Below are 24,558 nucleotides of genomic sequence, written 5' to 3'. Positions count from 1 at the left end.
TTAACTTACTCGAGAAAAGCTTCCTACATCTCAACGGTGAGGTTCAATCATGAATCGTCCTCTCGCTCTCTCCTTAACTGCCCGCCTCGGCGTTCGCCAGCGCGGGTTGCAAGATGCCCTGTTGATTTTTGGGGGCAGTCTCCTAGTTGCCGCACTGGCACAAGTACGCATCCCTCTGCCATTCACCCCGGTTCCTATTACTGGTCAGACCCTGGGCGTTTTTCTGGTCGGTGCAACCTTAGGCAGCCATCGGGCTGCGCTCAGCCTTGGGCTGTACCTGCTTGAGGGGAGTATGGGTTTACCAGTGTTTGCCGGCGGCGCTGCAGGCTCGGTTCACCTGTTTGGACCAACTGGAGGGTATCTGTTGGGTTTTGTGGTGGCTGCCTACGTGATCGGTTGGCTGGCTGAAAGAGGTTGGGATCGCTCAATGGGAAGGGTGGCCTTGATGTTTATTGTGGGCGAAACGATCATCTTAGGATTAGGCAGTTTAGTATTGGCTCGCTTTATCGGGCTTGAGCGCGCCTGGCTGGGCGGGGTCTTGCCCTTTTTACCCGGCGATGCCCTCAAGGCACTCCTTGCCGTCCTGCTCCTGCCCACAGCCCGCAAGGTGGCCGACTCGCACTTGTGATGCCAAAGTACACGGGAGGGTGCTAAGCACTCTCCCGTGTACCTAATAACTCCTAAGGTGCCTTTAGGTTATTGTTTCATGGCTGCTTTCAAGCCTTCAATGGCCTGCACGGGGGTTGGATCTACCTCGTAAGCCATGGCCAGGTAGTAGGCCAGATAATCACCAAAGTGGAGAAGCGTCCATTGATGGGCCATGCGCCCTTCTCCCCTCCCCTGTACAAAATCCACATTTATCCCTGCGGTTAGGAAGGCCTGTAAAGTCAATTCATTGCGCAGGCGATTCCGCGGATGGTCTGAGGGGGTACGTAAGAAAAGCACCATCATCTTTTCGAAAAGCGCTTCTGGATTTTCGATCCCAGCCAACGTATTGTGATCGGCTTCAGGTAAGATCTCGAATTGCGCCCAGGCTTTGGCCAATTCGTTCACCTGGCCCTTCCAGCGCCGCGCAACCGGTGCCGCCACGTCCGAGCCCAGCACAACAACCCAACGCCCTATGAGTTGACCAGCCAGACGCTTAGCGGGGTTGTGAACCACGGGAACATTCACCCCAAGGGAGACTTGCTGCTCGCGCACGGCCCGAAGAGCGGCATTAAGATCACGGGTTGGGTCGGGTAGGAGCCCTAATCGGGTAAACAAGGCCAGCAAAAAGCCAAATGAAAATCCTACGGCCGCACGAGGCTGGCCATGATGCTCAAACTGCCATACATCCCATCCGGCTTCGCTAGCCAGGGCAGCCAGCTCTCCTCCGGTTGTGATTGCCACCACCTGGCATCCACGTTCGCCAGCTTGCTTGACTGCTGAGAGCGTTTCCTCCGTATTCCCTGAATGCGAGGACCCAATCACAAGGGTTTCTGCTCCACGCGCCCAGGCCGGCAACTGATACTCGCGACAGGTCACCACAGGCACAGTGAGCAGGGGTTCGCCATAGGCAATAAACAAATCAGCCCCAATCGCCGAGCCTCCCATGCCCGCGATTACCACCTGGCGGATCGGCGGTTTCACCCTCAAGGGCAGGCTTAAACCCTGTTCCCAAGCCTGAGCAAGTTGATCCGGAAGATGCTCAATGGCCTCCCGCATATTGTAGCGATCCAGTTGATTGATTTTAGCCATATCATCCAGATTCATAAACAACTCCATAACATAGGGTTTAAAAACTGATTTGATCAAGGCATGATCCAGAGAAGGTAAGTCAACTCAACCTGACTTTGTACCCGGTCCACCCGGCCAACTTGGAGATTAGCCGGATTACCGCTCCCTGTACGCACGCACAGAGAAGGGAAGAAAGCCTCCCCTTCAAGAGGGATGGGGGAGTTCTCCCTTGCCAATTCCAGACAACGGGCAAAGGACGGAGCCTCCGCAGCGGGGTAAATAGCCCACTGTGCCCCGTTCATGGGAATCATGACCAAGCCCTCGTCAGAGTGGTCAATCCAGAAATCCACCGCAGAGGAATCCGACTGCACCGAAGCACTTTCCAGATCAACCCCTTGTTGGGTGGTCAAACGCACCTTTCCTTGCATGGGTGCAACGAGAGTAGGTGAAGGGGTTGGGCTGGGCAAAATGGTGGGAGTGGCAATTGCAGGGACCTGAATACGCACCCAGAATGGGGCGTTTCCTGCCGGTCCCAGTCCAAACAACTTACCAGAAGGGGACCGTAGCATCCAGTAACTAGTGTAGCGCCCTTGCCATGGGGGAGCAACCATCTCGATACTGATATCCACCGCCTCACCCGGCGGCACTTGGCTAAATAGCGGATAGGAGGTCAAAGGGGCCAGATTATCTCCCGAAACCCACACCACGCTGTAAGCCCCATCCCAAACGCAAGTCCCAAGATTAACTAGCCGCCAAGTTTTGACAAAACGCTGACCAGGTAGAACAGGAGTGTCATCTGGAATGGTTACATCTAATGGGATACCCGCGCCTGCCAGTTCACAGGGAAAGGCAGGGATGGGGGCTTGTACCGTCTCGCTCAGAGGGAGAAGATCATGAGATGCTTCTGAAGTCTTCGGAATACTCGTCAGAGATAACTCCGCAGTCACCTTTGGAAGCGAGTTGACACCTGCTGGCGTTTCCACACCCGATAAGGGCATCCCCCCTCCTCCCCAGGCCTGGCATCCGCCCCCAAGTATCATGCCCAATGCGATAATGCTCCCAAAAACCGAAAACCTTACCCAACGCATACGCCTACGATTTTACCTTACCCACCCATCTAGTGTATCAATTTCAATGCCTCAGGCAAGAGCCGAAAGTACAGGAGGTTGAGTTAAAATGAGCACGTATAATCAATTTGTCCAAATTAGAGAGGGACTGTATGTCGTTTGCAAAAGTGGGAGTTTATGTGGATGTTTCCAACATCTATCTCAATGGGGGGCAACGTCTGCAATATGATGTGCTGCGCGAATTTGCTTGCCGGGATGACGCTGAACTGGTTCGATTAAACGCCTATGTAAGTTATGACCGTGAGCGCGCCGAGCGCGACGAAACCTACCGCAAAGGCACACAAAATTTTCACTCCGCTCTGCGCGACCTTGGTTACAAAGTAATCGTCAAAGAGATTAGTTGGTTCGTAGACGAGAACGGTGTTCGTTATGGCAAGGCCAACGCCGATTTAGAATTGGCGGTTGATGCTTTGCTCCAGTCCGTCAACCTTGATCGCGTGCTTCTGGTCTCTGGCGATGGTGACTTTGTCCAGGTTGTACGTGCCCTGCAAGACAAGGGCTGTCGGGTCGAGGTTGTGGCCCTAGATAATGTTTCGAGCAAGTTGCGCCACGAGGCAGATTTCTTTATCTCCGGTTACCTCATTCCCAACCTGGTTCCCACCGCCTCACCCCGTAACGACTTGGCACCCTGGGGTGAGATTGGCTCACGGGTCCGTGGCTGGTGCTACTGGCACAGCGATCAGGGGTACGGCTTTATGCGCTACCTCAAAACCATTGCTCCCAATCTTTGGCTCACCGACACCCGCAATCCCAATTCGCCCTACGGCTCGGTTTTCTTTCATGATTCAAGCCTACCGGAGGGGGTGCGCCCCGGCCAGTTACCCACCCGGAACTACATCTTCGAATTTGAACTGGCGCGCTCGGAGCGCACCGAGAACCTCCAGGCCATCAACATTGAACTGATCAGTCGTCTCTAATCCTCTGGGGATTCTTCAATCAGGATGGCCCGGGCAGGCCCACCCTCTACGCCCTGGAACTTTACCGGCAAACAGATGAATTGATAAAGCCCGGGTGCCACTTGCGAGAGGTCCACTCCCTCAACGATGACCACCCCCGCCCGTAATAGCACTTCATGTGTAGGGCGGGAGCGCTTGTAAGGTGCGACGGATAGATAGTCAATGCCCACCAGGCGCACACCCCGCTCAACCAGGTACTCAGCCCCGTCCTGAGTAATGCCCACAAAATCAGTGCGAAACTCGCGCTCGCCCTGGGCCCAAAAGCGCGAATTGCGCGTTTTGAATAATACGCGCCTTGCTCCGTCCGCCAGAGGGAGGCGTGTGAGCACTTCGGCGGTTATCTCCCCAATCGTTTCCGGTACTTCCACCACCTGAGCAGGTCCAATCAGCACGTCCAATGAGAGACTTTCCAGACGAGCGCCATCCGCTAAAAAATGATACGGCGCATCTAGATGGGTGCCTGTATGCAATCCCATCTCCACCTTAGAGACATTGGCATTGGCCCCTTCCTCAATCTTGCTGACACGCTCAATGTGAACACTGGGATCGCCGGGCCAGGTGGGAAGTTCAGGCCCAATTGTCAATGAAATATCATAGATCTTACGCATGGTCTCCTCCTTTTCCTAAAAATCTAAGAACTACCATCCCGAAACCGAGAACATCTGGGTCAGAAAAGCCGCTCGCTCCTCTGGAGTCATGAAACGAGGACGTGCGTAATCCTCCAGCATTGTGGTGATCAGGACCGTGCTAATATGACGCCCCTTATAGAACACATGTTGGTCAATAAATCCCTTACGCGTCCCCTCGATCAAACGATCATTGACATACACATGCATCTGATCAAAGAAAAGGTTGCCCAACCCATAGTGGATAAAACTCCCATTGTAGAATTCCATTGCCATTGGATGATGGGCCTGACTACCGCTCACAATCACAGCACCGGCCTCCGCCAGCCGGCGGAAATCCTGCTGTTCATAGGGCAAAACATCCGGACGATAAGATTCGAAGTATTGAAACGTGGCAATGACCAGATATCCCTCTGCCGCCAAGCGGCGAATTTCGGACTCCATCCAGGGATAGTCGCAATTGGCCACACCAGGAAGATCCGGCGTTGCCCAGATAAAAGCCGGGCCCGCCGGGTTGCATCCGATAAAGGCAAACCGATTGCCGTTGTGCTCTAATGTCACTGCGGCTTTGGCTTGTGCCTCATTCTCGCCCGCAGCGTAGAACGCCCATCCACGCTGACGGTAGAGATCCAGCGAATAGAGCAAAGCATCTCGTCCCCAGTCAACCCCATGATTCCCCGTCAATTCAAGAATATCCGTACCCACGTAATCAAGCAGTTCGATATACCTCGGGTCACTGCAAAAGATCAACGTCGTCTGATTGGGATTGGGCGGAGGGCATTTGGGACTGAAAGACACCTCGTTGCTAATATGGGTCAAATCAGCATCCTGTAAAAGCCCCCCTACGTCCTGAGCGGGGTAAGTCATTCCCTTTTCCTCCATCTTAGCCGCCGTAGCCCGCACCAGTGCCGTAACGCCCGTCATCACCAAAACCGTTAATTTATCCGCCTCGCGATTGGACTTTAATTCGCTGCCCATGGCCTCAAGTCGCGCCTTGATCTCGGAAATCCCGGCTTCACTTCCCTCCCAGGTAAACCAGGCTGTAAGGGGATAAGCCTGAGGATCAAAGTGCTTGTCTATCGGTGATTGCCCATCAATTTTTAGCACCTTCCACCGTGGCTCCAGGGCTTCAAAAGGCACAATTGCAAATGCCGGTCGTTGCGCCCAAACGGTACCAAGGAGTACGGCACCATCTACGACTTGAACATGCTCCAAATTGGCTGGTCCCAGGAGTTGTTGCATGACCTCAAAGGTCTCTGGCGAGACAAAAATTGGCCCCTCAAATTCGCCCTCCTCCCCACGCCAGGCGCGCTCAACCGCCTGGAAGGCCACCTCATCACTTATCGTTGGGAAGGGTGCCACCAGCACATACACCCATGGCACCCCCTGCCCAGCCTGTCCCAGGGTCATCCAGACACTAGCCTCAGTTTTTGAAGCCACCATGTCCAAGGCTTCAAGAGGGATCTGCTGGCGTAATCCCTGGGGCACGAAATCTGGTACCCAGAGGTGCACTGGCGATTCCGTGGTTGGAGGACTGCTAGTTTCCTGCAGCATGACCAAAGGCTGGAAAGGGGTAGGTGTGCTGTCAGGAGGCAGCACACCACCCTGGGTCTCGGAGGGTGAGGGTTGCTCTATACTCATACACCCATAAAGAAAGATTGTGAGAAGAAGAAGAAAGATCATTGCGCGTCGCATGCCGGATCACCTCAGGGAAAAATCTACCAATCACTGGCGGCAAAAACATTTTGAAGCATCTCGGTCCGCTCTGCAGCAGTCATCAGGCGGGGCTGGGCATAGTCTTCTAGAATAATGGTAATCAGTTCCACACCCAGGTAGCGCCCCTCGTAAAATAAGTGTCTATCTAAGAAGGCTCGCCGATTCCAGTAAAACATCTGGTCAAAGAAAAGGTTACCCAAGCCATAATGAATCAGCGCCCCTGAATTGAACGCAAACCCTTGCGGAAAGTGAGCCTGGCTGCCACTAACGATCACTGCACCTGCCTGTGCTGCCGCTTGGAAGTCGTAACGTGCCTGACTGGCAGGTCTGAAATCCTCCACTTCCAGATGTTGAAACGTCACAATAGGCAAATATCCCTCATGACGCAAGGCGTGGATCTGCTCGCTCATTCGCTCAAGATCACAGGGTGCCGCACCTGCCCGGGCCTCAGTAGCCAGCGCGGTTTCGGGCCCTACCGCATTGCAGCCAAGGAAGGCCAATCGTGTGCCTTTAATCTCCACCTTTAACGGCGCTTCGGCTTCAGTCCGGTTAGCACCGCCACCGTAGAAGGGCAAATGGGCTTGCCGATATAAATCCAAAGTGTAAAGAAAAGGCTCTTCGCCCCAATCCAGCAAATGATTGCCGGTCAGTTCAATGACGTCAGTGCCAATATTCTCCAACAGCCCCCAATAACGTGGATCACTGCAAAACCTTGCCTCACGACGCAAGGGCTTGGCAGGCGGACATTGCGGGTCAAAAGAAACCTCGTTGCTGATATGAAGTACATCTGCCGTGCGCAAGAGCGGGGCTATCACCTGCCCAGGGTAGTCCACCCCATTTTCCTCCATGCGTAACGCCGTCATTCGCACCAATGCGGTGGTACCGCTCAAAATCACCGTGACCAGGTGCTCCGGGTTGTAATTTATGAGTACTGGCTCTACCCCTCCCTCAACCCCCGTGGCACCGTACGAAACCCACAAAGGGAACCCCGTAGCGTCGGGTTCCAACCCACTATGATTGTCAATTCTGAGCACCTTCCAGCGCGGATTCAGCATCTCAAAAGGGATAACCGCCCAGGCCTGTTCGGCCCAGGCCACCTCCTGCACCTCTTCATCTGGCGCAAGTGTGACTGTGTCGTTCTCAAAAGCCGGTTGCCCCCAAACCATCCGCATAGCCTCATAGGTGGCGGGACTCATGACAAGAGGACGCCCCTGCCAGGGAGTTGCGGGATCCGACCAGGCGCGTTGACCCAGCCAGGTGGCCCGCAGTTCATCCCAAGAAGTTCCATCGGCAAGGGTGGGGAAAGGCGCCACCAGAAGGAACAACCACTTGGCCAGTACCGGAACCTGATCGAGGGAATCGGACCTAAGGGGTTGGACTTTGACCGCGGAAGGCGATTGCCCTTCGGTAATCTTATAGCCAGCCTGACGCAAAGCTCGAGTCAAGCCCTCGGGTAGGCTTTTTTCATCCACCCACAGTCCTTCAGAAGGCCTGCCCTCTGCCCGCGATGAGGGAGAGGAATCGGTTGCAGGATATTTAGATACATACTGTGAGATCAGAGGAGAAGAGGTTCCAAGAGCATCAGGGGCCGATGTATGAGTTGCCCTTACCTCATGAGCCGCATACGCTCCCTGGCAAGCGCTCATCCCTAGGCTCAGCAAACAGAGGAGGCCCAACCATTGAGATGCTTTCAAAAAAGTCACCGATGAAAACAGGGTGGGACGCACGCCCTAATTATACTCACCCACCACAGGTTATACGCCAAGAGGAACTTGATAGAAAATGAAAGCTCCAACGACTATAATGCAGACAGAAATCATTTCATGAGGGTTAATTTATGCGTGAAGTCGCCGTTCTGGGCATTGGACAGACCCCCATCGAAGAGCATTGGGAAAAATCCCTGCGTGTTTTGGCAGGCGAGGCAGCCCTGGCTGCCCTTCAAGATGCCGGGATCAGCCGGGTAGATGGGGTCTTCGTGGGCAACATGATGGCTGGCTCCGCCAACCACCAGCAGCAACTGGGTGCTTATATTGCAGATTGGGCGGGTCTGCGCTATGCCAACGCCCTTCATGTCGAAACCGCCTGCTCATCGGGCTCGGCGGCATTTCGAGCCGGCGTGATGGCTGTGGCCTCTGGGGTTTTAGACGTGGTCCTGGTCGTGGGGGTGGAAAAAATGTCCGATTCGCCAGGAGATGAGATCACAGCAGAGCTGGCCACTGCTGCCGATGCCGATTGGGAATCGGCATATGGGGTCTCCTTTGTGGCTCTCAATGCCCTCATCATGCGCCGTTATATGCACGAATACGGCTGGCAGCATGAGCACTTTGCTCTGTTCTCAATCAATTCTCATCAGAACGCGCTCCATAACCCATATGCGCGCTTTCATTCACCGCTAAGCCTTCAGGAGTACCTGAAAGCCCCAATGGTAACCCCGCCGATTAACCTGATGGATGCCTCACCAATGGGAGATGGAGCCGCGGCGGCCGTTTTAGTACCTGTTGAACACCTTCACCGCTTCCCCCCCAAGCCCAAAGTCCGAGTTGTGGCCTCCACCGCAGCCACAGATACCATTGCCGTAGCCAGCCGGCGCGATCCTCTCTGGCTGAGTGCGGCCGAACGCTCAGCCCGCCAGGCCTACGCTCAGGCCGGAGTCGGCCCAAACGATATTGACGTGTTTGAACTCCATGATGCGTTTACCATTATGTCCGCGCTTTCTTTAGAGGCCTGCGGCTTCGCTGAACGCGGGCAAGGACCGCGCCTGGCCCTGGAGGGGGAGATTCAGATTGGGGGACGCATCCCCATCTGCACGCGAGGCGGTCTTAAGGCCCGCGGACATCCAGTTGGCGCTACCGGCATGTATCAAATTGTGGAGGTGGTACAACAACTACGTGGCGAGGCTGGGGAAACCCAGGTGGAGGGAGCCAAAATTGGCATGACCCAGAACATTGGTGGGAGTGGATCGAACATTATTACCCACATTTTCCGTGTAGACTAAACGACCCCGAGAATGCTTCGCCGTAGCGGTTGACAAAACCGCTCAGCAAACCTAAACTAACTTCATGCTAGCCCGCGTCTTCTCGTGCGCTGTCATCGGCCTGGATGGGGTCATCGTTGAGGTTGAAGTGGATGCCTCACCCGGCTTACCTGGAATGGTCATTGTGGGGCTACCCGACACTGCTGTCCAGGAAAGCCGTGAACGCGTCCAGGCGGCTATTAAAAACACCGGTCTGGCCTACCCCCGCAAACGGGTGACGGTCAATCTTGCGCCGGCTTCAGTGCGCAAGGAGGGTCCTGCTTACGATCTACCAATTGCGCTGGGAGTACTTATGGCCAGCGAGCAAATCCCTCTTGAGGCGCTGGACGGAGCGCTGGTAGTAGGGGAACTCTCCCTGGATGGCAATGTCCGCCATGTTCGCGGTGTCTTACCTATGGCTGCGACTGCCCATCAGCAGGGCTTTCGGAGGGTTTTTGCCCCGCAGGTAGATGCCGCCGAAGCCGCCTTGCTCCCGGACCTGGAAGTCTATCCCGTTGCCACACTGAACGATCTAGTTGGGCATTTGCTCGGCCGCCAATCCCTTCAGCCTCACCCACCCGTCCCATTAAACAATGACCTGCCCGGCATCGTCCAAACCGATTTTCAAGAAATCAAAGGGCAGGAACACGCCAAACGTGCCCTGGAAATCGCCGCTGCCGGGGGGCATAACGTCTTAATGATCGGACCACCCGGAGCAGGTAAGACCTTGCTGGCACGCGCCATGCCTGCCATTCTGCCGGCGCTGACCCTGGACGAAGCGCTGGACATCACCCGTATTTACTCGGTGGCCGACCAACTTCCTGAGGGCAGCCCTTTGGTACGTACGCGGCCCTTTCGCGCGCCCCATCACACCATCTCCCACGCGGGACTGGTTGGCGGAGGACACTGGCCTCATCCAGGCGAGATTTCTCTGGCACATCGCGGGGTCCTTTTCCTGGACGAACTTCCCGAGTTTAGCCCGCGGGTGCTAGAGGTCTTACGCCAGCCTTTAGAAGATAAGATTGTCACCATTAGCCGTGCCAACGGCTCATTAACCTTCCCGGCCAATTTTCAATTGGTTGCAGCCATGAACCCATGTCCCTGTGGCAACTACGGGGACCCACAAAAGGCCTGCACCTGCTCAGCGGGCACGGTGACCAAGTACCAAAAGCGAGTTTCCGGCCCTCTGCTGGATCGGATTGATCTCTATATCGAGGTACCGCGCGTTGATTATGAAAAAATCGCCGACCGCCACCCGGGTGAATCATCTGCCGTCGTCCGCGAGCGGGTTGAAGTGGCCCGTGAACGTCAGCGTCAGCGCTTTCGTGCCAATCACGGAGTTACCTGCAACGCGGATATGCGCCCAGCAGAGGTGCGGGAACACTGCGGGTTAGATGAAACATCCAACGCACTTCTGCGCACTGCCATGACTCGTTATCAACTCTCGGCCCGCGCTTTTCACCGCACCCTCAAGGTAGCACGCACGATTGCCGACCTGGCAGGTTGCGATCAGATCCAGCCTCACCATATTGCCGAAGCCTTGCAGTATCGCCCCAAAGGGTTGTTGCTTTAGCCTCTAAGCCCGGGTTTTCAACATCATACCCACATGCCCCAGCACCGGGTCCTGCTTGTCTTTTGTACAAAAATTCCGAGTAATTAAGGTAAAATTGAACCACGAATTTGAATTAGTGTTTTATTGTGCGGGTATAATTTTATGGAACCGACTACTCATCCTATCTCTTACTGGCATTTCGAGAATGGCCGATGGACATATCAACAGGGGGAAATCATTGTAGAGACACCGGTGGATTTAAGCGTTAATGGCGAGCGCTGGGTTACCTTGATGTGTACGCCCACCCACCTTGAAGCCCTGGCCGTTGGCTTTTTGTTCAATGAAGGCATCGTGGAATCCGCAGATGAAGTTGCCATTGTGCGTGTGTGTGAAAATGGTTGCAATATTGATGTGTGGTTGAACAAATCCGTGCAAAAGCCCAGCCACTGGCGCAGAACCTCCGGCTGCACCGGTGGTATTACCAGCCAGGAGACCCCCCCCTTGAAGATCGCTCAAGAGAGCGGTCCCCTCATCACTCTTGAGGCTCATCAGATATTACACGGGTTGAGTCTGCTTTACCAGGCTCAGGATTTATACCAGTCTGCCCGGGGGGTGCATGGGAGCGCATTAGGAGATGGTGAGCGTTTGCTGATCCAGGTTGAGGACATTGGGCGACACAATACACTGGACAAAATTGCCGGCGAGATGCTCCTGCGCGGCATTCATCCCGAACGCCGTATCCTCTTCACCACCGGGCGCATTTCTTCCGAAATGCTTCAAAAAGCCGCCCGTTTAGGAGCCCAGGTGCTGGCTTCACGCACTTCTCCAACTGCCCTTTCCATCCGCCTGGCTGAGCAATATGGAATCACCTTGATCGGTTATGCTCGGCGCTCCCAATTCAATATTTATACCCATCCCGAACGGATCATCGGCTGGCAGGCTGAAGGCCTTGTCACGGCCTCCACGCCTTTCGCTCATTCTGAATAGGTTTCTTGGGCCAGGCGTTCTGCCAGGGCAAGTTCGTCAGGGGTGTTGACGTTTAAAAACGCCAGCCCCCGCTGATCCAAACGGCAAACTTCGTCCCACCGTAAGGGCTGCCATCGTACCTCAGAAAGCCAGGAAATCATACGCCGCTCCCCCCTCGCCAGAGCTCGTTCTACGGCCGGCAGACAAGTCTCGCGACGGTAGACCGCATGAAAGGGCTCCAAACCTTCCGGGGATTGAGGAATTACAGCATCCAGATCGTCCTGAAGTAGACGATTTTGGGCTTCTCTTAGCAGAGCAGCGCTAACAAAGGGCATATCACAGGCCACAACACCTACATAGGGATAGCGAGCATAACTCAGCGCCGTATAAAGCCCGCCCAAAGCCCCCATTCCGGGAATGCGATCAGCGATTATCGGGTAGCCCAATTCCAGATAAGGCTGGGGATCATTAGCGACAATGATCACTTCATCCGCTAATCCCTCAACCCGCCGAATCACCCGCCGAATCATGGGCTCACCCAAGAAGGACGCTAGCGCCTTATTGAAGCCCATGCGCTGCGATTTTCCACCGGCTTGCACAAACAAACTCAGCATAAGATTGTGTATAATTATAAGCGAATTAGTAAGAATTCTGCGGTAACACTTTCCCGATTTTACGCCACTTTTCCCAGGTGAGTGAAAATGGAACCTTCCCTTGACCTCAGTCCAATTCGGTCTTTTCTCTCAGAAATAGCCCCTCAGGGGCGATCAGCGCTTTTACCCGCTCTGCACGCCGCCCAGGATTTCTACGGCTACATCCCTGAGCCAGTTGCCCTGGAAATTGCACAGGCATTGCAAATTCCAGCAGCGGATGTGTTTGGAGTCATTGAATTTTATGCCATGTTTCACACACATCCAGTGGGAAAAGTCATCATTCACGTTTGCAACGATCCGGCATGTGCACTCGCAGGAGCAGATACCGTTTTCAAGCAACTCAGCCGCCGCGCAGAATACGCCCTGGAAACTGGTGAACCCATAAGCGTTACCGTGGAACAGTCCCCCTGCCTGGGCTTATGCGACCATGCACCGGCCCTGCTGGTCCAAAACTTCCCGGCCACCTCTGCCCCTGAGATTACCTGGCAGGAACTGACCACTAAAACGGGTCGCCGTCCGCAAACGCACGTGGACGGCGACTTGCGTTTGCTCACTGCACGATGTGGAAAGGGCCATACCACCACCCTGAAAGCCTACCAGGCAAGTGGCGGCTATTCGGCGCTCAGAAAAGCCCTGACGATGACGCCCGAAGCCCTGATTGAGGAAATCAAAGCCTCCGGATTGGTCGGACGCGGAGGTGCCGCCTTTCCAACCGGTTTGAAATGGGAAAGTGCTGCCCGTGCTGAGGGAACCCCAAAATATGTTGTGTGCAACGCAGACGAAGCCGAACCCGGTACCTTCAAAGATCGTGTCCTCATGGAGGACGACCCTCACCAAGTGCTGGAAGGAATGATCATTGCGGCTTATGCTATCGGGGCGAATAAGGGCTATTTTTACATCCGCGGTGAATACCTGCACGCCTACCACACAATTTCTCACGCCCTTGAAGAAGCGCGCACAGCCGGCTTGCTGGGCTCTCAAATCCTGGGCAGTAATTTTTCGTTCGATATAGAAATCCGACGCGGTGCCGGGGCTTACGTATGCGGCGAGGAAACGGCATTGTTTGAATCCATCGAAGGCAAACGTGGTTTTCCGCGCATCAAACCGCCTTTTCCCACTACTCATGGGCTCTTCGGTAAACCCACTGTAATCAACAATGTGGAGACGCTGGCCAACGTGCCTCTCATTATCCAGTGGGGCGCAAAGGAGTACCGCAAATTAGGCACCGAAAAGTCCCCCGGTCCCAAATTATTCTGCCTTTCTGGGGATGTGCAACGACCAGGGTTGTATGAAGTGCCTTTTGGTGTGTCCCTGCGCCACCTTATCTTCGAATTAGGAGGCGGAATGCGTGGTGAGTCGCCCTTCCAGGCAGCCCTTGTGGGAGGTGCCGCGGGCACCTTTGCCACCCCCGAGCATCTGGATACACCGCTGAGTTTTGAGGGCTTACGGGCTGCAGGTTTGACCCTGGGATCAGGGGTCATTACCGTCTTTGATGCCCAGCGAGATTTACGAGATGTGTTATACCGCCTGGCGCGCTTCTTTGCCGACGAATCATGCGGCAAGTGCTATCCCTGTCAAATTGGTACCCAACGCCAATACGAAATAATGGAACGCATTCTCAATGGTCAAACCCGCCCTGGAGACGCAGAGCGACTTCAAGATGTTGGCTGGACCATGACCGATGCCTCTCTATGTGGGCTGGGTCAAACCGCCGCCTCAGCCATCTTGAGCGCCTTAAAATATTGGCCTCACCTGTTCCAACCCGTATCTTCATAAATTCTTGTGTGAGAGACCCCCATGAATCACCCCCTTGTTTCTCTAACCATTGATGGCATTGCCGTTCAAGCAGCACCTGGTTCCACAATCCTCAAGGCGGCTCAACAGGCAGGGATTGAGATTCCCACCATTTGCTATCACGATCACTGCACAGCTAACGGCCTGTGCCGCATTTGTGTAGTCGAGGTCAGCGGCGCGCGAACGCTGGTACCGGCATGCGTGGCCACTGTGCAGGATGGCATGATCATCCATACCCAAAGTGAACGCGTTCGGCGTTCCCGACGTACCATCCTAGAAATGCTCTACTCCAGTGTAGATCTCTCGGAGGCACCCGAGATTGAAACTTTGGCGCTAGTCTATGGTGCTGATAGCCAGCGTTTTCCTGGGGCTCAACGCCGCGAGCCACCCCTGATAGACGACAACCCCATGTACATTCGCGACTACGCAAAATGCATCTTGTGCTGGCGTTGCGTCCAGGTATGTGCCGAGGACGCCCAATATACCTATGCGCTCAACTTCAGCGGCCGGGGATTCGAGACCCAAATCAGTACCTTCTACCACCACCCAATGCCGGAAACAACATGCGTGTTTTGTGGACAGTGCGTAGGGGTCTGCCCGACTGGAGCACTAAAACCGAAACGCGAATGGTTGCTGGAAAAAGGCTATACCCCTGAGGCAATCATGGGGCTGACCCGCAATGAACGGCGCGGCAAGAAGCGCCGGGAAGGCTTATCGCATTAGAAGGAGTTACAGATATGATACAACCGGAACGTGTTGTTTCGACCGTGTGTCCCTTCTGTGGGGTGGGCTGCAATCTTGAACTTCACGTGCGCGATGGCTTCATCTACAAGGCTACTTCATCCTTTAATTCGGTTGTTAATCATGGCAACCTATGTGTTAAAGGGCGCTTTGGGCACGACTTTATTTACCATCCTCAGCGCGTTACCGTTCCTCTGATCCGCAAGAAACCTCAACGCCCTGGCGATCGCACCCAGGCCTTTGATCTTTCTGAGTGGCGCGAGATTTCTTGGGACGAGGCGTTAGACTATGTAGCAGATCGCCTGGTAGATATCTATCAGCGCGAAGGTCCCCACGCCATGGCTGTTTACTGCTGTGCCAAGGCCACTAACGAGGATAACTACCTCTTGCAAAAGATGTACCGTGCCCTGTTCCGCACCAACAACGTTGATCACTGCACTCGTCTGTGTCACGCCGCCAGTGTGGTCGCCTTGCAAATGGCTATCGGTTCTGCGGCAATGAGCAACACCGCGGCCGAAGTGATTGAAAATGACGTCTTCATCCTGACCGGTAGCAACCCTACCGAGAACCACCCCATTATCGCCCTGCAAATGAAGGCGGCTGTGCGTAAACATGGCGCCAAACTAATCGTGGTGGATCCGCGAAGGATCGAGATGGTAGACTACGCCACACTTTACCTGCCGATCAAACCCGGCACCGATGTGCCCGTCTTTTCTGCCATGGCCCACGTCATTCTCAAGGAAGGGCTCTACAATCGCCAATTCGTTGAAGAGCGCACCGAAAATTTTGAGGCCTTTGCGACCTCGATGGAAAAATTCACTCCCGAATACGCCGAGAGCATCTCGGGGGTTGATCGTAACCTGATCATTCAGGCCGCCCGGCTTTATGCCACCGCAAAAAACGCAGCCATTTACTGGGCGTTGGGCATTCCCGAATCCAGTCATGGTGTGGCCAACGCACTCAGTTTAATCAACCTGGCCCTGTTAACCGGTCATATCGGGCGGCGCGGCACCGGTCTGAACCCCCTGCGCGGTCAAAACAACGTGCAGGGTGCCTCTGATGCAGGAGCCATGCCGTGGCACTACCCCGGCTACCAACGGGTAGATATCGAAGAAAACGCCCGCCGCTGGGAGCAGGCTTGGAATATTGAACCGGGTGGCCTCAGCCGGCAGTTGGGCTTGACCACAACCGAGATCCTCAGCAGCGTAGGACCAGGAGGCGTGCGGGCCCTTTACATCATGGGGGAAAACCCCATGATGTCAGAGCCCAACCTCAACCATACTCGCCAAAAGATGCAGGAATTGGAATTCCTGGTAGCGCAGGACCTCTTTATCAACGAGTCCGGTGCTTTCGCTGACGTGTTCCTACCCGCTGCTTCCTGGGCAGAAAAAGAAGGGACGTTTACCAATACCGACCGCCGCGTCCAGCGTGTGCGTCAAGTGATTCCACCCCGCGGCCAATCCCGCCCAGATTGGGAAATCATCTGTGATCTGGCCAAGCGCATTGAAAAGCGCTTAGGCCGTCCCACCACGGCTTACTGGGATTATCGCCATCCGTCGGAAATCTTGGAAGAAATGGGGCGCTACGTCCCTGAATACGCTGGGGTGACCTACGAGCGCCTTGAACGCGAAGGGGGGCTCCAAACCCCGGTATGGGATAAGCAACACCCCGGCACACCTTTTCTCTTCGCCGAAACCTTCCCCCGTGGACGAGGGAAATTCCATCCTTTGGATTACACGCCAAACGCCGAAATGCCCGATGATGATTATCCATTTGTCTTGAGTACCGGGCGTGTCCTGGAACACTGGCACGGGGGTACACTCACCCGCCACTCCTGGCTCGACGACCTCTTCCCGGAGCCTCTCGTAGATATTCATCCGGATGATGCCGCTCGACTGGGCATACAGAATGGCGATGCAGTGCGTGTCACCTCACGGCGCGCTTCCATCGTCCTGCGCGCTCGGGTGACGCCGAAAACCAATCCGGGAGTGGTGTTTATTCCCTTCCATTTCCACGAGGCCGCCGCCAACTTGCTCACTCACGACATCATTGATCCTCAAGCCAAAATCCCGGAATATAAGGCCGCCGTGGTGCGTGTGAGCAAAGCCCGCCCTGAAGAGCTAGGAACCCGCGCCGAACCTCAGCCAAGAGGCAGGTATTGAGGGCATAAAAGATCCATAGGGGATTACCAATTCAGATATCTGTTGTACAATAAACTTTGGAGAGATACCCTCTCTATATTCCGCTTTTGGAGGTCGCGATGAGCGCACAAACCCCAATTTCCCCTGAAGAGGTGACCAGTGATGACCGCCTGTGGGGCCTCCTGGCTTATTTATTGACCCCACTGGTCCCTATAATCATCCTCCTGCTTGAGGACAAGAAAAACCGCCCCTTCCTCAAGGCCCACACAATGCAAGCCCTCATTTTGGGAGTCGTCTTGATTGTTTTCAATATCCTGATGGGCTTCATCCCCGTAGTCGGCTGGTGTATTGGGCCAATTGTCACCATTATCCTGGTCATCTTCTACGGCATCAAGGCAAACCGGGGCGAGGTTTTCGAAATCCCGGTAATTACCAACTTCGTCAAAAACCAGGGCTGGGCTTAGAACTCTAAGAAAAAGCCTCTGCCTCAACTTGTGAGACAGAGGCTTTTTAACCAGGTACAGACGACCCAACTAGGCTCCTCCGGAGACTGAAAGGGGAGAGGGGATTGTCTGTTTGGGCCCGTTTTCGGCCGCGGCTTTGACCAGATCGCGTCGGAATTGGCTCATGTAGAAACGATAATAAAAGCCCTGCTGAGCCAGCAATTCCTCATGCCGTCCTCGCTCAATGATCTCACCTTCGTGAACGACCAGCACCAGATCCGCATTGCGGATTGTACTCAAGCGATGGGCTATGACAAAGGCAGTCCGCCCCTCTAATAAACGCTCCAACGCGCTCTGGATCAAGCGCTCAGTGCGCGTATCTACACTTGAAGTGGCCTCATCCAGGATCAAAATGCGCGGATTCGCCAGAATTGCCCGCGCAATGGCCAACAACTGGCGCTGGCCCTGGCTCAAGCCAGCCCCTCGTTCGCCTAGCACCGTTTGATACTTTGCGGGCAGGCGCTCAATAAAGGTATCCGCATGAGCCAGCCGCGCGGCTTCAATGACCTCTTCATCGCTTGCGTTCGGATTCCCGATGCGGATGTTTTCCATGACGGTAGTACTGAAGAGGAACGTGTCCTGCAATACAATGCCAATTTGCCGCCGCAGTGACTCGGCCTTCACCCGCCGAACATCAATACCATCAATCAGCACGGCGCCTTCGGTCACGTCATAAAAGCGCGGAATCAGGTTGATCATCGTAGTTTTCCCTGCCCCGGTCGGCCCCACAATGGCAATGGTCTGACCTGGTTTCGCCACAAACGAAACGTTCTTAAGCACCGGCTGGCCCTTGATATATTCCGCAGAGACGTTGCGGAATTCCACTTCACCTCGTATAGGCGGCATCTCGATCGCATCAGGCGCATCCTGAATAGCCGGCTCCACATCTAACAGATTGAAAATGCGCTCGGCCCCGGCAATCCCATTCTGAATATTAGTCCACAACACTGCGATCTGCTGAATGGGCTGATTAAAGCGCTGAACATAACCCAGGAAAGTGATCACCAGTCCCAGCGAGACAACCTCACCCCCTAATCTGGCCCCACTCAAAAGCGCGGTACCTCCCACAACCGTCACGATTGCCAGCGCCAGGTAGCCCAGCGCCTCCAGAGTGGGGGATAGCGCCGCTGTAAACGACACGGCCCGCACGTTGGCATCTCGATTCGCGGCATTGATCTGGCGAAACTGTTCAATATTGGCTTCCACCCGGTTGAAGGCCTGTACCTCACGCACAGCGGCAATGGTCTCTTGCAATTCCGCGTTGATAGAGCCCAATTCCTGACGAGCCCGCCGAAACGCCTTGCGCGCTTGCGAGGAAAACCACAAAGTTGCCAATAACATAACGGGGGCTACCGAGACGCTCAGCAGGGCAAACACCACGTTTTTCGTGAACATGTTGTAAATGATCCACCCCAGCAACAGCACCCCGCTGACTACGTTGACCAGCGCAAACGAGAGGGCTTGCTGAAGAGCCTCGGTATCGTTAGTGATCCGGCTCATCAGGTCACCGGCTTCGTTTTCAGAATAGAAAGAAAGCGGCAAACGGTGCAGATGCTCAAAGACGCTAACACGCAGAGCGCGTAAGACATGCTGTCCCACCCAAGAGACGGCGAAAAATGTCAGCCCGGTTAGCAGAGCACCCAACAGAAATAGCATCACAATGATCACCACAAAGCGTCCCAACCCTGCCAGACGATCCCCTGTGCTTAACTGCGAGAGATCTGCCGGGGGAAGGGGAAAACCACCCACCTGAAACGCTCGACGTATCAGGGTTTGAGTAAAGCCGTGTGGCTCATTGGCAACGCTCAGCCAGCAATTCGACTGAGCCGCCCCACCCATTTCAGAGAGCCCCGGAAAGGACGACCCAAACGATCCTGAAGCCGCCGGAGCCAGATAACAATCTACCAACTGGCCCGTTAACTCAGGAGTAGTAACCTGTGTCCAGGTGGAGATTATTACCATGACTGCAGCCCCAAGCAACACAAACCAGTAGGCCCCAAAGTATCTCGCCAGCCGTCCCAGGGTTCGAGCGACGTTCTGGGGTTTTGAAGTTTCGCGATTCAACACATTGCGTGGACCACCGTGAAACATTGTTGCGCACTCTCCTATCTAAATCGAAAGTTCAATCGCCTGGCAGGATAACAGCATCTGGAACAAATTGGGATTCGTCTCCCTGTAACTGCGAGGAGTAAATCTCAGCATAAATCTCACTTTCTTCCAACAACTCCTCATGCCGACCCTGCGCCACAATCTGCCCTTTATCCAGCACCAGGATCAGATCCGCGTTCATCACGGTGCTGATGCGCTGGGCAATCACAAAGGATGTACGTCCCTTCATCAAATGTTGCAACGCAGCCTGAATCTGGGCCTCTGTTGCCACATCGACATTTGAGGTGGCCTCGTCCAGGATGAGAATGCCTGGATTGAGCAGCAAAGCCCGCGCCAGTGCAATTCGCTGCTTTTGACCGCCAGACAGAGTTGCCCCTCGCTCACCTACTGGCGTGTCATAACCCTGGGGGAATGACATGATAAAATCGTGAGCCGCAGCGGCCTTAGCAGCAGCAATAATCTCATCCATGGTTGCTTCCGGTTTACCGAACGCAATGTTTTCGCGAATCGTGCCCGAAAAGAGGGTAGTTTCCTGAAGGACAATGCCGATTTGCGAACGCAATGACTGGAGCGTCACATCTCGAATGTCGTAGCCATCAATCAAAACCCGTTCCTCTGTCGGATCGTAGAAACGAGGTATCAGATTGATAATGGTCGTTTTCCCCGATCCAGTAGCGCCCAGCAATGCCACGGTTTGCCCCGGCTGAACCTCAAATGACACATTTTTCAAGACGGGTTCCCCGCTGCCAAAATATCGGAACGACACATTTTCAAACTTTACGTGGCCTTGGATTGGAGGAAGCGTGATGGCATCCGGTTTTTCAATCACATCCGATTGGGCATCCAGGATTTCAAAGATGCGCACGGCTGAAGCCGAAGCCTGGCTGAATTGGTTGATAATAAAACCAAATTGCGCAATGGGGAGAAACAGAAAGATCAAATACAGGCTAAATTCCTGCCACTCTCCCAGTGTGAGCATCCCCTGAATAATGCGCTGACCGCCCGCATATAAAATGGTCGCCTGACCCAGATTGGCGATCAAAAAAGCAAATGGGAAAAGGAAAGTAAATAACCGCGCAATGGCAATTTGTTGGTTCATCAACCGATCTGCCGCTGCGCGGAATTTGACCTGCTCTTCGCGCTCACGCACAAAGGCCTTAATAACCTTTATCCCGGCCAGATTCTCCTGCAAAATGGTATTAAGTTCCGAAAGGCGCTGCTGCACACGAGTGAACATGGGGCGACTGATGCGACTGAAAACCACGAAGAGCACTAGTGCAACCGGCAGAATCCACAACGTTGTCAGAGCCAATCCCGCATTTGTGGTAAAAAGTAGGATAAGCGTTCCGCTGAGGAGAATGATGGCGCCCACCAGTTGCAACAGACCTTGTCCCAGGAATAAGCGTAATTTCTCCACATCATCTGTGGCGCGCACCATCAACTGACCCGTCTGCTGGCGGTCATGATAAGAGAAAGACAACCGCTGGATCTTGGCATAGAGATCGTTACGCAGGTCGAAAGCCACTGCCTGAGAATTACGTTCTGCCCAATAGGACTGCAAGAAGGCGAACAGGCCCCGCACGGCAGCAAAGATCACGATAGAGAAAGCCGCACGCATGAGAGCCCCAGGCGCATTACTTACATCCAGGCTCAGGCGATCACGCAATTGTTGCAAATCCCAGGTAGTGGGGTAATTCAATAATTCCAAGATGCGAGGGAGCGCCTGATTGATAAAAGCAGAAGGTATTTTATCGAGCGCCTTCAGCACCTGGTCAGCCACCGCTCCCCGTGTAACGGCATCAATCATGTTTCGCACCATACGGGGTACGGCTAATTGAGCCAGGGTGGCAATAAGCAGAAACACGTAAGGCAAGAGAGCCTGTGCCCGGTAACGGCTCAGGTAACGAAACGCCCGTTGCATAACTCCACGAGCAGGCGCAGTGTTCAATGAGGGACGTAGGGCAACACGATTTTGACGCAAATCCGCATTGATCATAAGTCATCACCTTCTAAAATGGGCTTCCGGTAGTTCAATGGCACGGGCCACCTGCGACAACCGCTCGATGGCCTGACTGATCTGTTGAATTTCCTCTATCTCCAAATGTTTCACCACATTATCCATCCAGCGAAAACGCAGGTTGATACCTGTTTCGACCATGGCTCGTCCTTTGGGGGTAAGGCTCAGGCGCTTGGAGCGCCGATCCTGAGGATCTTCGACTCGCTCGAGAAGCCCGCTTTGAACCAACCGATCCACCAACTGGCTGGCCGCCGCCAATGTAATCTCCATGCGTTCACTCAAATCTGAAACCGCGCAATTTTCCTTGTAGTAAAGCGCCATGAGGACGTTAAATTGTGGCATGGAGAGTCCCGTTCCGCGAACATAACGGAACAATTCATGCATGCTATGGACCATAAATACGTCCATCCACTCACGCAAACGCAGAATTAGTTCCTCTCGCTCATCCATCACTTTAGCACTCTTATTTATTTAGTGGACTTAACAATATCGCCAGGTGAAAGTTTTGTCAACCCCGCGTAATGGGCATTTGGGTTAAAATTTTGTTATGGCTTTCACCCCCTCCACCCGAGCCGCGATTGAGCGAGAACTTGCCCAGGCCGAAAAAGCACGCCAAGCCGGCAATGAGGGCCGGGCACGGGTATGCGCCCGCAGGGCTGTGGGCCTGGCATTGCGTGCTTTCTGGGACAAAGATGATTTGCCCCAGTCCTCCTCCGTCATTCCCCTTTTGGAACGCTTGTGCGAGGACCCAACCCTACCCGAGACACTCCGTCACACCGCCAATCACTTCTTGATCCGAGTCACGCCAGATTTTCGCCTCCCCATAGAGGCAGATCTTTTGGCTGAGGCTCGCTGGTTGATTACCGAGCTTGAACGTTTACAAAAGGAGTCCACCGATGAAAATCAAACGGGTTGAGAATCCCCCCACGATCATCACGCTTTATGGAACAACCTGGTGTTATGGTTCGCGTCAGGCGCGCGACCTGCTCGACCAGAACGGCATCCCCTACCGTTGGATAGACATTGACCAGGACCGGGAAGCACGTAGCGTGGTCGAAACAATCAACGAGGGATTTCGCAGTGTTCCGACCCTCGTATTCCCAGACGGAAGCGTTCTGGTAGAGCCCGATTCTGAGACCCTGACCGCCCACCTGGAGCGCTTCAAAACCCTGAGGTAAGTCCCGCTCCCTACTCAGCCTGCTGGACCGGGCGACGCAAAAACCAAAGCAATAACGCGCCCACAAATACCCCCACCCCAACGCTCAGTAGTGCCCGCATCAGTCCAACGGATCGCTCAAGGGTAATTCGCGGTGTGGAAGCTAGCCGTCGCTGAAGGCGCAGCACAAACTCAGGGTCAGGATCTACCGGATGTAGTTGGGAACGCAACCGCTCTTCAATGCGTTGCAGAACCTCATCGTTTACCTGTTCAGCGGCCAAAGTGCTATCCCTCCTCATCCAGAACAGGATAGGCCACAATCCCAATGGTACCGGGACCAAGGTGCGCTGCCACCGGGATGGAAAGATCTGTGATGATAACCTCCTGGCAACTCAAGAGGCTCTTGATCCTGGCCACCAGATCTTGAGCCAATTCCGGGGCAGCCGCATGAACTACCGCCAGGTTGATTTTACGCCCTTTCATCTGCTGCTTGAGGTCGTCCACAATCCGTTCCAGAGCTCGTTGACGACCGCGCACCTTGTCCGCCGCGTAAAGCAATCCCTCTCGCAACTTGATAATAGGATTGATCTTCAAAAGGGAGGAAAGGGCACCTTGTAATGCATTGATACGACCGCTCATCTGGGCAAATTCCAGATTCTCCAGAGTGAACACCACCATTAGTTGCTCTCGAATTTGCGCCAGGCGCTGCAAAATGCGTTCAATATCCCAGCCCCGCCAGGAAAGCAAGCGCGCCTCACGGCACATAAAGCCCAACGCCGCCGAACCCGCTCCGGAATCAAAGGGATAAACGTTTAATTCACCCGCCAGTTCCCGAGCCGCCATCTGAACCGCAGCAAAAGTGCCAGACAATTTGCTGGAAAGGTGAACGGAGAGGATTGAATCACCCCGGCTGGCAATGCGGCGATAAAACTCCACAATCTGTTGAGGGGATGGCAGTGAGGTCTTTGGTAAAAGGCGTTTCTGGCGCACCATCTCGTAAAAGTCATTAAATGTCAAATCGCGCTGCAAGAACGATTCCTCACCAAAGCGCACGCTTAAAGGGATGACATGGATTTGGTATTCCTCCTGCCACGCCTGCGGAATATCTGCAGATCCATCCGTAACAATTTTTAGAGCCATTCCACTTACTCCTCTTCCAGGTTCAAGCCCAACTCATTTCTCAAACTGATCAGGGTGCGATGATACAGACTCTTAATTGCGCCCTCACTCCGCCCCATGATCTTGGCAATTTCCTCATTGGAAAGTTGCTCCACAAATTTCAACACAATCAGATGCTGGCGTTCAGGAGGAAGTTTCTGAATTGCCCGAATCAAACGCTCAATCTCCTGATCCCGCTCCAGGTGCATCTCCGGGTGTTCGGCGCGCATCACCAGATGCAGGTGCCCTTCAATGGGGACTTCCTTTCGCCGCTGATTATCACGGTGCCAGTTGGCCACCAGGTTATGGGCAATCCGATACAACCAGGCCGAAAATGGCAATCCCTGGTAACGAAAATTGCGAATGTGATGCAAAGCCCGATGAAACACCCGCTCGGTCAAGTCCTCTGCGTCATGAACATTGCCGGTACGGTAATATATATAACTGTATATTCGGCGCACATACCGCTCATAAAGCACACTAAAAGCCTCCGAATCCCCTTGAGCGGCGCGCAGGATCACATCTTTCTCGTCGGCGTCGTAGAGCCCGCTCAATGCCGCCTCCCCCTCTCCGAGGAGGGTAATTCATAAAACATAACCCCAACCGAACTATTG

General features: G+C 54.3%; 23 protein-coding genes. 11 read left to right on the top strand and 12 right to left on the bottom strand.

The annotated features are described in order from the left end of the window. Window positions 1-49 precede the first annotated feature (49 nt). Window positions 50-628: a biotin transporter BioY gene (locus SE15_RS12130; RefSeq protein ID WP_054522360.1), complete on the top strand. Its 579-nt coding sequence runs from the start codon at window positions 50-52 to the stop codon at window positions 626-628. Window positions 629-696: 68 nt separating this feature from the next. Here the strand turns inward: SE15_RS12130 and SE15_RS12125 are convergent, their stop codons facing one another. Together SE15_RS12125 and SE15_RS12120 are read right to left on the bottom strand one after the other, a co-directional pair. Then, a complete protein-coding gene (locus tag SE15_RS12125) occupies window positions 697-1,752 on the bottom strand; it encodes a bifunctional phosphoglucose/phosphomannose isomerase (protein WP_054522359.1) in 1,056 nt (351 codons plus the stop codon). Window positions 1,753-1,790: 38 nt separating this feature from the next. Then, complete coding sequence (locus SE15_RS12120; RefSeq protein ID WP_054522358.1) at window positions 1,791-2,714, bottom strand: NBR1-Ig-like domain-containing protein; 924 nt, start codon at window positions 2,712-2,714, stop codon at window positions 1,791-1,793. A gap of 221 nt (window positions 2,715-2,935) precedes the next feature. Between SE15_RS12120 and SE15_RS12115 the strand changes: the two genes are divergently transcribed. Continuing rightward, window positions 2,936-3,760 carry a LabA-like NYN domain-containing protein gene (locus SE15_RS12115; RefSeq protein WP_054522357.1) on the top strand — a complete coding sequence of 275 codons (825 nt, stop codon included), beginning with the start codon at window positions 2,936-2,938 and terminating at the stop codon, window positions 3,758-3,760. Here the strand turns inward: SE15_RS12115 and SE15_RS12110 are convergent. From SE15_RS12110 to SE15_RS12100, 3 genes are read right to left on the bottom strand one after another with little or no spacing between them, the layout of a single operon-like run. Next, window positions 3,757-4,407: a cyclase family protein gene (locus tag SE15_RS12110; protein WP_054522356.1), complete on the bottom strand. Its 651-nt coding sequence runs from the start codon at window positions 4,405-4,407 to the stop codon at window positions 3,757-3,759. The genes SE15_RS12115 and SE15_RS12110 overlap by 4 nt on opposite strands. 30 nt (window positions 4,408-4,437) lie before the next feature. Continuing rightward, window positions 4,438-6,120 carry a CapA family protein gene (locus SE15_RS12105; RefSeq protein ID WP_054522355.1) on the bottom strand — a complete coding sequence of 561 codons (1,683 nt, stop codon included), beginning with the start codon at window positions 6,118-6,120 and terminating at the stop codon, window positions 4,438-4,440. A 23-nt stretch (window positions 6,121-6,143) separates the two neighbouring features. Continuing rightward, the gene (locus tag SE15_RS12100; RefSeq protein ID WP_054522354.1) at window positions 6,144-7,613 is read right to left on the bottom strand and encodes a CapA family protein; all 1,470 of its coding nucleotides are present in this window, start codon (window positions 7,611-7,613) and stop codon (window positions 6,144-6,146) included. A 365-nt stretch (window positions 7,614-7,978) separates the two neighbouring features. On the opposite strand from SE15_RS12100, the gene SE15_RS12095 reads away from it, so the two are divergent. From SE15_RS12095 to fdhD, 3 genes are all read left to right on the top strand, one after another. Then, on the top strand, window positions 7,979-9,136 hold the full coding sequence (locus tag SE15_RS12095; protein ID WP_054522353.1) for a thiolase domain-containing protein: 1,158 nt from the start codon (window positions 7,979-7,981) through the stop codon (window positions 9,134-9,136). A 64-nt stretch (window positions 9,137-9,200) separates the two neighbouring features. Then, on the top strand, window positions 9,201-10,727 hold the full coding sequence (locus SE15_RS12090; protein ID WP_054522352.1) for a YifB family Mg chelatase-like AAA ATPase: 1,527 nt from the start codon (window positions 9,201-9,203) through the stop codon (window positions 10,725-10,727). Window positions 10,728-10,868: 141 nt separating this feature from the next. Next, window positions 10,869-11,693 (top strand): formate dehydrogenase accessory sulfurtransferase FdhD, encoded by an 825-nt coding sequence (fdhD, locus tag SE15_RS12085; protein WP_054522351.1) that lies wholly within the window; start codon window positions 10,869-10,871, stop codon window positions 11,691-11,693. Here the strand turns inward: fdhD and mobA are convergent. After that, window positions 11,681-12,286, bottom strand: coding sequence for a molybdenum cofactor guanylyltransferase (mobA, locus tag SE15_RS12080; protein WP_054522350.1), 606 nt, complete (start codon window positions 12,284-12,286; stop codon window positions 11,681-11,683). The two genes, fdhD and mobA, sit on opposite strands and share 13 nt — an antisense overlap. A gap of 87 nt (window positions 12,287-12,373) precedes the next feature. Here mobA and nuoF point away from each other — a divergent pair, with 87 nt between their 5' ends. The 4 genes from nuoF (at window position 12,374) to SE15_RS12060 (ending at window position 17,465) form a co-directional block, all read left to right on the top strand. Then, window positions 12,374-14,101 carry an NADH-quinone oxidoreductase subunit NuoF gene (gene nuoF, locus SE15_RS12075; RefSeq protein WP_054522349.1) on the top strand — a complete coding sequence of 576 codons (1,728 nt, stop codon included), beginning with the start codon at window positions 12,374-12,376 and terminating at the stop codon, window positions 14,099-14,101. Between the two features lie 21 nt (window positions 14,102-14,122). Further along, window positions 14,123-14,842, top strand: coding sequence for a 2Fe-2S iron-sulfur cluster-binding protein (locus SE15_RS12070; protein ID WP_054522348.1), 720 nt, complete (start codon window positions 14,123-14,125; stop codon window positions 14,840-14,842). Window positions 14,843-14,856: 14 nt separating this feature from the next. Continuing rightward, complete coding sequence (fdhF, locus tag SE15_RS12065; RefSeq protein ID WP_054522347.1) at window positions 14,857-17,022, top strand: formate dehydrogenase subunit alpha; 2,166 nt, start codon at window positions 14,857-14,859, stop codon at window positions 17,020-17,022. A 98-nt stretch (window positions 17,023-17,120) separates the two neighbouring features. Next, entirely contained in the window at window positions 17,121-17,465 is a 345-nt protein-coding gene (locus SE15_RS12060; protein WP_054522346.1) for a DUF4870 domain-containing protein, read from the top strand. 69 nt (window positions 17,466-17,534) lie between these two features. Here SE15_RS12060 and SE15_RS12055 read toward each other — a convergent pair whose 3' ends face one another. Genes SE15_RS12055 through SE15_RS12045 form a run of 3 tightly spaced genes read right to left on the bottom strand, consistent with a single transcriptional unit; the run spans window position 17,535 to window position 22,080 of the window. Beyond that, window positions 17,535-19,595, bottom strand: a complete 2,061-nt coding sequence (locus tag SE15_RS12055) for an ABC transporter ATP-binding protein (protein ID WP_054522345.1) — start codon at window positions 19,593-19,595, stop codon at window positions 17,535-17,537. A gap of 31 nt (window positions 19,596-19,626) precedes the next feature. Then, on the bottom strand, window positions 19,627-21,609 hold the full coding sequence (locus SE15_RS12050; protein ID WP_083461913.1) for an ABC transporter ATP-binding protein: 1,983 nt from the start codon (window positions 21,607-21,609) through the stop codon (window positions 19,627-19,629). A 6-nt stretch (window positions 21,610-21,615) separates the two neighbouring features. Further along, window positions 21,616-22,080: a MarR family winged helix-turn-helix transcriptional regulator gene (locus SE15_RS12045; protein WP_054522344.1), complete on the bottom strand. Its 465-nt coding sequence runs from the start codon at window positions 22,078-22,080 to the stop codon at window positions 21,616-21,618. A gap of 97 nt (window positions 22,081-22,177) precedes the next feature. Here SE15_RS12045 and SE15_RS12040 point away from each other — a divergent pair, with 97 nt between their 5' ends. Both SE15_RS12040 and SE15_RS12035 read left to right on the top strand, forming a co-directional pair. Then, the gene (locus SE15_RS12040) at window positions 22,178-22,546 is read left to right on the top strand and encodes a hypothetical protein (RefSeq protein ID WP_054522343.1); all 369 of its coding nucleotides are present in this window, start codon (window positions 22,178-22,180) and stop codon (window positions 22,544-22,546) included. After that, window positions 22,527-22,808 (top strand): glutaredoxin family protein, encoded by a 282-nt coding sequence (locus SE15_RS12035; RefSeq protein WP_054522342.1) that lies wholly within the window; start codon window positions 22,527-22,529, stop codon window positions 22,806-22,808. The genes SE15_RS12040 and SE15_RS12035 overlap by 20 nt, the downstream gene beginning before the upstream one ends. Before the next feature lie 10 nt (window positions 22,809-22,818). On the opposite strand, the gene SE15_RS12030 is transcribed toward SE15_RS12035, so the two are convergent. Genes SE15_RS12030 through SE15_RS12020 form a run of 3 tightly spaced genes read right to left on the bottom strand, consistent with a single transcriptional unit; the run spans window position 22,819 to window position 24,498 of the window. Beyond that, entirely contained in the window at window positions 22,819-23,067 is a 249-nt protein-coding gene (locus tag SE15_RS12030; RefSeq protein ID WP_054522341.1) for a hypothetical protein, read from the bottom strand. A gap of 4 nt (window positions 23,068-23,071) precedes the next feature. After that, a complete protein-coding gene (locus SE15_RS12025; RefSeq protein WP_054522340.1) occupies window positions 23,072-23,926 on the bottom strand; it encodes a DegV family protein in 855 nt (284 codons plus the stop codon). 5 nt (window positions 23,927-23,931) lie between these two features. Then, window positions 23,932-24,498: a sigma-70 family RNA polymerase sigma factor gene (locus SE15_RS12020; RefSeq protein WP_054522339.1), complete on the bottom strand. Its 567-nt coding sequence runs from the start codon at window positions 24,496-24,498 to the stop codon at window positions 23,932-23,934. Between the last annotated feature and the right edge of the window lie 60 nt (window positions 24,499-24,558).

The sequence above is a fragment of the Thermanaerothrix daxensis genome (assembly GCF_001306145.1).
GTDB classification, from domain to species: domain Bacteria; phylum Chloroflexota; class Anaerolineae; order Anaerolineales; family Anaerolineaceae; genus Thermanaerothrix; species Thermanaerothrix daxensis.
This window is presented reverse-complemented; position numbering and strand designations above follow the sequence as displayed.